A 7,861-nucleotide genomic window follows, 5' to 3' on the forward strand; every position below is an offset into this window, starting at 1 on the left:
TGCTCGACGCCAGTGAGACGAGCGATATCGGATGCAGCGGTTCGCGCGACCTCGAACGGGTCGGCGTGAGGATCATCGAGCGGGTTGCTCAGCGTGTCTGACATGTTCCCACTCTAGGAACCCTGCGCTGGCGTGAACAACGGGGCCGTGCTGAAACAATGGACGCATGTCTTTGAGCTTCGAGCGCACCCAATCCGTCGCAATCATCGGCGGGGGCCCCGGCGGATACGAGGCGGCGCTTGCGGCAGCGCAGCTAGGGGCGGATGTCACGCTCGTCGAGCGGGCCGGCGTTGGGGGATCGGCGGTCATCACCGACGTCGTGCCGTCCAAGACACTCATCGCGACGGCTGACGCTGCTGTCGCTATCGCGGGCGCCGGGGAACTCGGCGTTCAACTGTTCGCCAAAGGTGGCGACGGGCGCCCTCTGAAGCCGGAAATCGCGATCAATCTCGCGCAGGTCAATAAGCGGCTGCTCGCCCTGGCGCGCCAGCAGTCCGAAGACATGCGTGCGTCCCTGCTGCAGGCGGGGGTCACGATCCTCGAGGGGCACGGTCGCGTTGAGGATGACAACGCTGTGGTCGTCTCGACGGGCCCCGGCGGCACCGACTTCGACCGCATCGAAGCCGACACCCTTGTGATCTCGGTGGGCGCCTCGCCGCGGGAGCTTCCCAGCGCCAAGCCCGACGGGGAACGCATCCTGACCTGGACGCAGCTCTACGACATGAAGACGCTGCCTGAGCATCTCATCGTCGTCGGCTCGGGTGTGACCGGTGCCGAGTTCGCCTCGGCGTACATGAACCTCGGCTCGAAGGTCACGCTCATCTCGAGCCGTGATCAGGTTCTGCCGGGCGAAGACAAGGATGCCGCTGCTGTCATCGAGAGTGTCTTTTTGCGCGGGGGGATGACGCTTCTTCCCAAGTCCCGAGCCAAGTCGGTGGTGCGCGAAGGCGACGGTGTTGTCGTGACCCTCTCGGACGGCACGCGCGTCGAGGGAAGCCACTGCCTGATGGCGGTTGGCTCGATTCCGAACACCGCGGGCATCGGCCTCGAACAGGCGGGTGTGCAACTGACCCAGAGCGGCCACATCCGCGTTAACCGAGTGGCACGAACCTCCGTCCCGAACATCTACGCCGCCGGCGACTGCACGAACTTCTTCCCGCTGGCCTCGGTCGCGGCGATGCAGGGGCGTACCGCCGTCTTCCATGCGTTCGGTGATGTCGTCATCCCGCTCGAGAAGCGCCGCATCACCGCCAACATCTTCACGGCGCCCGAGATTGCAACCGTCGGGTGGGGTGAGGAAGACATCGCCGCAGGCCTCATCGGCGGTGTCGTCCACAAGCTGCCCCTGTCGTCGAACCCGCGGGCAAAAATGATGGGGATCTCAGACGGCTTCGTGAAGCTCATCGCCCGCGAGGGCAGCGGCACTGTCGTGGGCGGCGTCATCGTCGGGCCCCGTGCGTCCGAGCTCATCTACCCGATCGCGATCGCCGTCGAGCGTCGCCTCACGGTTGACCAGGTCTCCCGGGTGTTCGCCGTGTACCCGTCACTTGCTGGCACCATCACGGACGCCGCGCGCGCAATGCACATCGTCGACCGCGACGAGCCCGAAGAATAGACCCGGACGCGGGGCCGCGCTCAGGAGATGGTGAGCAGCGGATGCCCCGCCGATACCGTCGTACCGGGCGTTGCATTGATCGCGCCGATCACGCCATCCTTATGCGCCTGAATCGGCTGTTCCATCTTCATCGCCTCGAGAACGAGCACCAGGTCACCCTTGACGACCTGCTGACCGTCCTCGACGGCGATCTTCACGACCGTCGCCTGCATTGGCGCCATCACCGCATCGCCCGAGGCACCTGACACGGCGCTGCCTGCGTGCGAGCGCCGCGACGGCGGCACAACAGCGGGGCGTCCGCGGCCGGCAGGTGCTGTCACGACACGGTCGGGCAGGCTCACCTCGAGGCGCTTTCCGGCGACCTCGACGACCACGGTGTGTCGGGACTCCTCCGCGCGCGGTGCGCCGATCTCGCCATCCCATGCCGGGATGTCGTTGTCGAAAGCGGTCTCGATCCAGCTCGTGTAGACCCCGAACTGACCGTCCTCGGCAGTGAAGGCGGGGTCGCGCACGACCTTGCGGTGGAAGGGCAGCACTGTCGGCATCCCGGCCACCTCGAATTCGTCGAGTGCCCGCCGAGCGCGATCCAGCGCCTCGGCGCGATCGCGACCGGTCACGATGATCTTGGCAAGCAGCGAGTCGAACGCGCCGCTGACGGAGTCGCCCGCTGTGACACCCGAGTCGAGGCGGATGCCGGGACCACCGAAGGTCTTGAAGACGTGGATGTCGCCGGGCTGGGGCAGGAAGTTCCGGCCGGGGTCCTCGCCGTTGATGCGGAACTCGATGGAGTGGCCGACAGCTTCGGGGTCGTCGTAGCCGAGCGCTTCACCCTCGGCGAGGCGGAACTGCTCGCGGACGAGGTCGATCCCCGTGACCTCCTCCGAGACGGGGTGCTCGACCTGGAGCCGCGTGTTCACCTCCAGGAACGAGATCGTGCCGTCGGCCCCGATGAGGAACTCACACGTGCCGGCGCCGAGGTAGCCGACCTCGCGCAGGATCGCCTTGGACGACTCAACGAGGATGCGGTGCTGCTCGTCGCTCAGGAACGGTGCCGGTGCCTCTTCGACAAGCTTCTGATGGCGTCGCTGCAGCGAGCAGTCACGGGTGGAGATGACGACGACGGTGCCCTCGGCATCCGCGAGGCACTGGGTTTCGACGTGACGGGGTCGGTCGAGGTACTTCTCCACGAAGCACTCGCCGCGTCCGAAGGCGGCAATCGCCTCCCGCGTGGCTGACTCGAAGAGCTCGGCAACCTCATCGCGGGATCGGGCGACCTTCAGGCCGCGGCCGCCGCCACCGTAGGCTGCCTTGATCGCGATCGGCAGCCCGTGCGTATCAACGAACGCGAGCACCTCGTCGGCGCCGGAGACGGGACCCGGAGTCCCGGGGGCAAGCGGCGCGCCCACCTTCTCGGCGACGTGGCGCGCGGTGACCTTGTCCCCGAGTGCTTCGATCGCTTCCGGGGAAGGGCCGATCCAGGTGAGGCCGGCGGCGATTACGGCGCGCGCGAACTCGGCGTTTTCGGCCAGGAAGCCGTAACCAGGGTGAACCGCGTCGGCACCCGAGCGCCGGGCGATCGAAAGGATCTTGTCGATCGAGAGGTAGGTGTCGGCGCTCGTTGTGCCCTCCAGGGCGTACGCTTCGTCGGCGAGGCGGACGTGCAGAGCGTCGCGATCCTGGTCGGCGTACACCGCCACCGAGCCCTTGCCGGCGTCCCGTGCTGCGCGGATGATGCGGACGGCGATCTCGCCGCGGTTCGCTACGAGGACCTTGGCGATGTGAGGCATGGATGTCAGCCTACCGAGGCCCCAGGGTGCGAAATTGGATTGATCCGACAAGAAACCCCGGTGAACGTGCAGCGAGGTCTACGGATGCTGCGCTGAATCTTCTGAGCGATTCCACAGCTCCGTCCACGCGACGCCGAGCTCTCGAGCCAGTTTTCGCAGGGTCGACAGCGACATCCCGACCACTGTTGAGGGGTCGCCCTCGACGCGGGAGATGAAGGGGCCCCCGAGGCTGTCGACCGTGAACGCGCCAGCCACGGCGAGCGGTTCGCCGGTGGCGACGTAGGCTTCGATCTCGGCATCCGTCATGTCGTCGACGAACGTCACCGACGCGCGAGCCACAGCGTGCGCCTCGATCGGAGTCTGCCCGGGGATGACGCGATACACACTGTGCCCGGAGTGCAGGATGCCGGTACGCCCCCGCATCGCGTGCCACCGCTCGGTTGCGATGGACGGCTCGTGCGGTTTACCCAGCACCCGGCCGTCGAGCTCGAACATCGAGTCGCCACCGATCACGAGCCCGTCGAATTCGGCGTCCTCGAGCGCGAGCCGCGCGACGACATCCAGGGCTTTGCGTCGTGCGAGCAGCAACACATGTTCGTCCGGCGGGAGCGTTCGCCCCTCGGCTGTCTCGACGGCGTGGATGACCGCATCTTCATCGACCTCCGGAGCCATGGTGAGCGGTTCGATACCGGCCTGGTGCAGCAGTGCGCGCCGGGCCGGGGAGGTGGATGCCAGCAGGACGCGCATCGTTCCAAGGTAGCGGGCCGTGAGATCCTCGATGCATGACCGGCGAAGTGGGACAGATCGTCGACCTCGAGATCACGGATGCCGCACACGGCGGCGTGTTCGTCGGCAGGCTCGATGGTCGCGTGGTGTTCACGGCAGACACGATCCCCGGTGAACGGGTGCGCGCCCGGCTCACCGACGCTTCGAAGGCGTCATTCTGGCGCGCGGACACCGTCGAGGTGACCGACCCATCGCCCCATCGCCAGCGCCACATTTGGCCTGAAGCCGATGTCGATCGCGATCCCGTAGATCGGCCCGGGGGCGCCGAGTTCGGTCACATCGAGCTCAGCCACCAGCGCGAACTCAAGCGGCACATCCTGGCGACAGCCCTGCAGCGCACCGGCCACCTGGAGGTGCCCGTCGAGTTCGAGGGCCCTCGCCCGGCATCCGTCGGCAACCACGTCGTTGCCGAGCAGCCCGACGGCACGCGGTGGCGAACCCGGGTCTCGTTGCACGTGGACGATGACGGTCGTCTGGGTGCGTACGCCGCGCGCAGCCATCGCGTCATTCCGACCGAGAGCATGCCGCTGGCGACGGCCGCGATCGAGCGGGCAGCCGCGGCGCTCGGACGTCACGCACCCGGGCGCGTCGACCTGGTCCAGCCCGCCGACGGCCACGTTCGCGTGCTCCCGCGCCCCGACGCCGCCGATCGACGTGGTGGCTCAGCCCGACGACCCAGCGAGGTCGTGGTCGAACACGTCGGTGCCCGGCGCTTCCGCGTCGATGCCGGCGGCTTTTGGCAGGTCCACCGCCTGGCGGCATCCACCCTCACAACCGTCGTCGCCGAAGAACTCGCTGACGGCATCGACCCTGACGGGTGGCACCTCGATCTCTACGGCGGCGTCGGCCTCTTCGGGGCGCTTCTGGGTGACCTGGCCGGCCCCGCGGCGCGCATCACCTCGGTCGAGGGGAACGAGCAGGCCACAGAGCACGCCGGCGAGAACCTCGCCGAGTGGGTCGGAGCGCGAGTGGAGACGGCGCGGGTAGACCGGTGGACGCGCGCACTTCGCCAGAAGATCAGCGACCGCGACCGGGAACGGCTCGCGCGCGGAACCGTCGTGCTCGACCCGCCCCGCACAGGCGCGGGTGCTGCCGTGGTCGACGATCTGGCAGCTTTGGGGCCGGCATCCATCGTCTATGTCGCGTGCGACCCGGTAGCTCTCGCCCGCGATCTCGCCCGCTTCGCCGACCACGGCTACCGAGCCGATCGCGTCCGCGGCATCGATCTGTTTCCCCATTCGCATCACATGGAGGCTGTCGCTCTGCTCAGACCCGATGCTGCTCGGTAGAGTGACCCCATGACGCGGGTGGCTCTGATCGATGACCATGAGTCCGTCCGCTTGGGGGTAGAGGCGGCGTGTGTGACAGACGGGGGTCCCGAGGTGGTTTTCTCGGGAAGCACTGTCACCGAGTACGTCCGCTGGCGGCGCGCGACAAGCGCTCCACCGGTCGACGTGGTCGTGCTCGATCTCACCCTGGGCGACGGAACGACAGTACGAGAGAACGTCGGGCGGCTCGTGGCCGACGGCTCCAGCATTCTGGTGCACTCGGTGGCGGACCGACCGTCGGCAGTGCGAGAAGCTCTCGTCGCCGGGGCCATTGGTGTCGTGAGCAAGGCCTCTCCGATCGATGACGTGATCTCGGCGATCCACGCCGTGGCCGACGGCGATCCCCTGAACAACGTCGAATGGGCGAGCGCCATCGAGGGCGATCGTGAGTTCGCGGACGCGCAGCTGTCGGCGCGGGAACGAGATGTGCTGCGTCTGTATGCCGCCGGCTTGCCTCTGAAAGCTGTTGCGGAGCGCCTGGGCATCGCGTATTCGACGGCGAAAGAGAACATCAGCCGCGTGCGGCTCAAGTACGTCGAGGTTGGGCGCTCGGCTTCTACGAAGTTCGACCTCATTCGTCGTGCGCTGGAAGACGGCCTCGTCTCGGCTGACGGGTTCGCTGCCGGAGCATCGGACAAGCGATGAGCGCCGACACTCACCCCCGCGAGCGAGCGCTGGCCGCCGCGTGGGCGCAGATTCCCCTTGCCCACGATCCGACGGCGGGGCTCGGGTCGTTCACCCGGCGGCGGATCGAGCGGATGATCAGCATCGTCTTGGCTGTCGGATCGCTCGCTCTCGGTGCGCAGGCGTTCGTGGCGGCACTGGGCTCGGTGCAGGAGCCCGAAGCGTGGCACGTGGCCTTCATGGTCGCGAACTTCGGGTCGCTGACGGCCCTGCTCGTGACCTATGTCGTGGGTCGGAGCATCCCACCCGCCGCGATAGCCTTCTGCGCCGTCTTCGTCGTGACGCTCGTCGCCTGGCCATTCGTCGTGGCGGGGCAGGACATCCCGGCGTCGGATCCGCCGTGGACGTGGTTCCTCGTCAGCGTGGTCACGGCGTCCTCGATCATGTTTCTGCCGTTGGTCTGGCAGATGGCGTGGACGGTCTTCGTGCCCGTGCTGTTCGGGATCACCCGCTTGGCCCAGGCTGGATTCGCTGTTGATTTCTGGTGGCCGACGCTGCTGGACGTCTCGTTCGCCATCATCCTGGGCGGGGTCTTCGTGACCCTGGGCTGGATGTTTCGCTCGATCGCCGACAATGTCGACGAGTCACGCCGCACTGCGGTGGAGACATACACCGCCGCGGCGGTCACCGAAGCGGCTGAGAGCGAGCGCGTCGCTGTCGCAGCCCTCATGCACGACAGCGTCCTCGCGGCACTCATCGCCTCTGAGCGCGCGCAAACGCCGCGTGAGCAGGGCCTTGCCGTGGCGATGGCGCGGGAGGCACTGACGCGACTTGCGAACGCCGAAACCGATGTGGGTCTTGGTAGCGACGCCCCTCGACCTTTCGGGACGCTCGTCGAGGAAGTCGAACGTGGCGCCCGCGGGCTCGGTGTCGATCTTGTCGTGGAACGCGCGTACGGCCACGACGCGCCCGAGATCCCTGGTCGGGTCGCGAACGCGCTGATCCTCGCCGCTATGCAGGCGATTGCCAATTCGATCGAGCACGCGGGCGGTATCGGCCTGACGGTGTCCGCCCGCCACGAGCATGACACCCAGCGGCTGCACCTCGAGGTGCAAGACCTCGGCGAGGGGTTCGATCTCGATACGGTCCCGGATGATCGACTCGGAATACGCGGGTCGATCATTGCTCGGGTGGCAGCCGTCGGCGGCACCGTGCACATCACGTCCGACTCGAGCGGGACGCTCGTGCGCCTCACGTGGCAGGTGGCCCGAGCATGATCAGTGTCCGCCGCCTGCTGATCGGTTTGGCCTTCGCCTTCACGGCATACCTTGCCGTCCGTGGGCTGTGGTGGACCGGCCCGTTCACCGAGCCACTGGTGCTCGTCGCTGCCGTCGCGCTCTATGTCGTGACCACCGGGGTCGCGCTGCTGTGGGGCAACCGCGACCCCGAAGACGATGATGTGACACCGGCCGCACCCGGATTGGCGCCCCGCGCATCATCCGACCGGATGCCGCTTGCCGCCGCGCTCATGGCGTTGGGAACGACGATCATCGTTCCCAACGCGCTGTCCCTGGCTGTGCCGCGGGAGGCGATCGAAGAACCGTACGTCGTCTGGTATCTCGGTGGCATCGGCGCTCTGATGGTCATCGTCATGGTGAGGCGTCGCCCGATCTTCGCGTGGGTGGGCATTGGTCTGCTCGCCGCCGTCTCGTGGTACTGGC

General features: G+C 67.5%; 6 protein-coding genes and 2 pseudogenes. 5 read left to right on the plus strand and 3 right to left on the minus strand.

All coding sequences use genetic code 11. The features are described from left to right. Positions 1-104: pseudogene (locus Q1V87_RS09310) on the minus strand (purine-nucleoside phosphorylase); the annotation flags it as partial. A gap of 62 nt (positions 105-166) precedes the next feature. On the opposite strand from Q1V87_RS09310, the gene Q1V87_RS09315 reads away from it, so the two are divergent. Beyond that, on the plus strand, positions 167-1,615 hold the full coding sequence (locus Q1V87_RS09315) for an NAD(P)H-quinone dehydrogenase (protein WP_292711689.1): 1,449 nt from the start codon (positions 167-169) through the stop codon (positions 1,613-1,615). A 20-nt stretch (positions 1,616-1,635) separates the two neighbouring features. Here the strand turns inward: Q1V87_RS09315 and Q1V87_RS09320 are convergent, their stop codons facing one another. Both Q1V87_RS09320 and Q1V87_RS09325 read right to left on the minus strand, forming a co-directional pair. Then, complete coding sequence (locus Q1V87_RS09320) at positions 1,636-3,402, minus strand: biotin carboxylase N-terminal domain-containing protein (RefSeq protein ID WP_300591945.1); 1,767 nt, start codon at positions 3,400-3,402, stop codon at positions 1,636-1,638. Between the two features lie 78 nt (positions 3,403-3,480). Further along, entirely contained in the window at positions 3,481-4,149 is a 669-nt protein-coding gene (locus Q1V87_RS09325) for a nucleoside triphosphate pyrophosphatase (RefSeq protein ID WP_300591947.1), read from the minus strand. Positions 4,150-4,184: 35 nt separating this feature from the next. Here Q1V87_RS09325 and Q1V87_RS09330 point away from each other — a divergent pair, with 35 nt between their 5' ends. The 4 genes and pseudogenes from Q1V87_RS09330 to Q1V87_RS09345 all read left to right on the plus strand — a co-directional run. Further along, entirely contained in the window at positions 4,185-5,477 is a 1,293-nt protein-coding gene (locus Q1V87_RS09330; RefSeq protein WP_300591949.1) for a class I SAM-dependent RNA methyltransferase, read from the plus strand. Positions 5,478-5,486: 9 nt separating this feature from the next. Continuing rightward, entirely contained in the window at positions 5,487-6,161 is a 675-nt protein-coding gene (locus Q1V87_RS09335; protein ID WP_300591951.1) for a response regulator transcription factor, read from the plus strand. Further along, the gene (locus Q1V87_RS09340) at positions 6,158-7,417 is read left to right on the plus strand and encodes an ATP-binding protein (RefSeq protein WP_300591953.1); all 1,260 of its coding nucleotides are present in this window, start codon (positions 6,158-6,160) and stop codon (positions 7,415-7,417) included. Before Q1V87_RS09335 ends, Q1V87_RS09340 begins: the two co-directional genes overlap by 4 nt. Then, positions 7,414-7,861: pseudogene (locus Q1V87_RS09345) on the plus strand (hypothetical protein); the annotation flags it as partial. The gene Q1V87_RS09340 and the pseudogene Q1V87_RS09345, both read left to right, overlap by 4 nt.

The organism is Microbacterium sp. (genome assembly GCF_030149085.1).
Classification (GTDB): domain Bacteria; phylum Actinomycetota; class Actinomycetes; order Actinomycetales; family Microbacteriaceae; genus Microbacterium.

Excerpts from the sequence above, each read along its gene's own strand:
- Q1V87_RS09315 (WP_292711689.1), top strand. The coding sequence starts at position 167 with ATGTCTTTGAGCTTCGAGCGCACCCAATCCGTCGCAATCATCGGCGGG.
- Q1V87_RS09320 (WP_300591945.1), bottom strand. The coding sequence starts at position 3,402 with ATGCCTCACATCGCCAAGGTCCTCGTAGCGAACCGCGGCGAGATCGCC.
- Q1V87_RS09325 (WP_300591947.1), bottom strand. The coding sequence starts at position 4,149 with ATGCGCGTCCTGCTGGCATCCACCTCCCCGGCCCGGCGCGCACTGCTG.
- Q1V87_RS09330 (WP_300591949.1), top strand. The coding sequence starts at position 4,185 with ATGACCGGCGAAGTGGGACAGATCGTCGACCTCGAGATCACGGATGCC.
- Q1V87_RS09335 (WP_300591951.1), top strand. The coding sequence starts at position 5,487 with ATGACGCGGGTGGCTCTGATCGATGACCATGAGTCCGTCCGCTTGGGG.
- Q1V87_RS09340 (WP_300591953.1), top strand. The coding sequence starts at position 6,158 with ATGAGCGCCGACACTCACCCCCGCGAGCGAGCGCTGGCCGCCGCGTGG.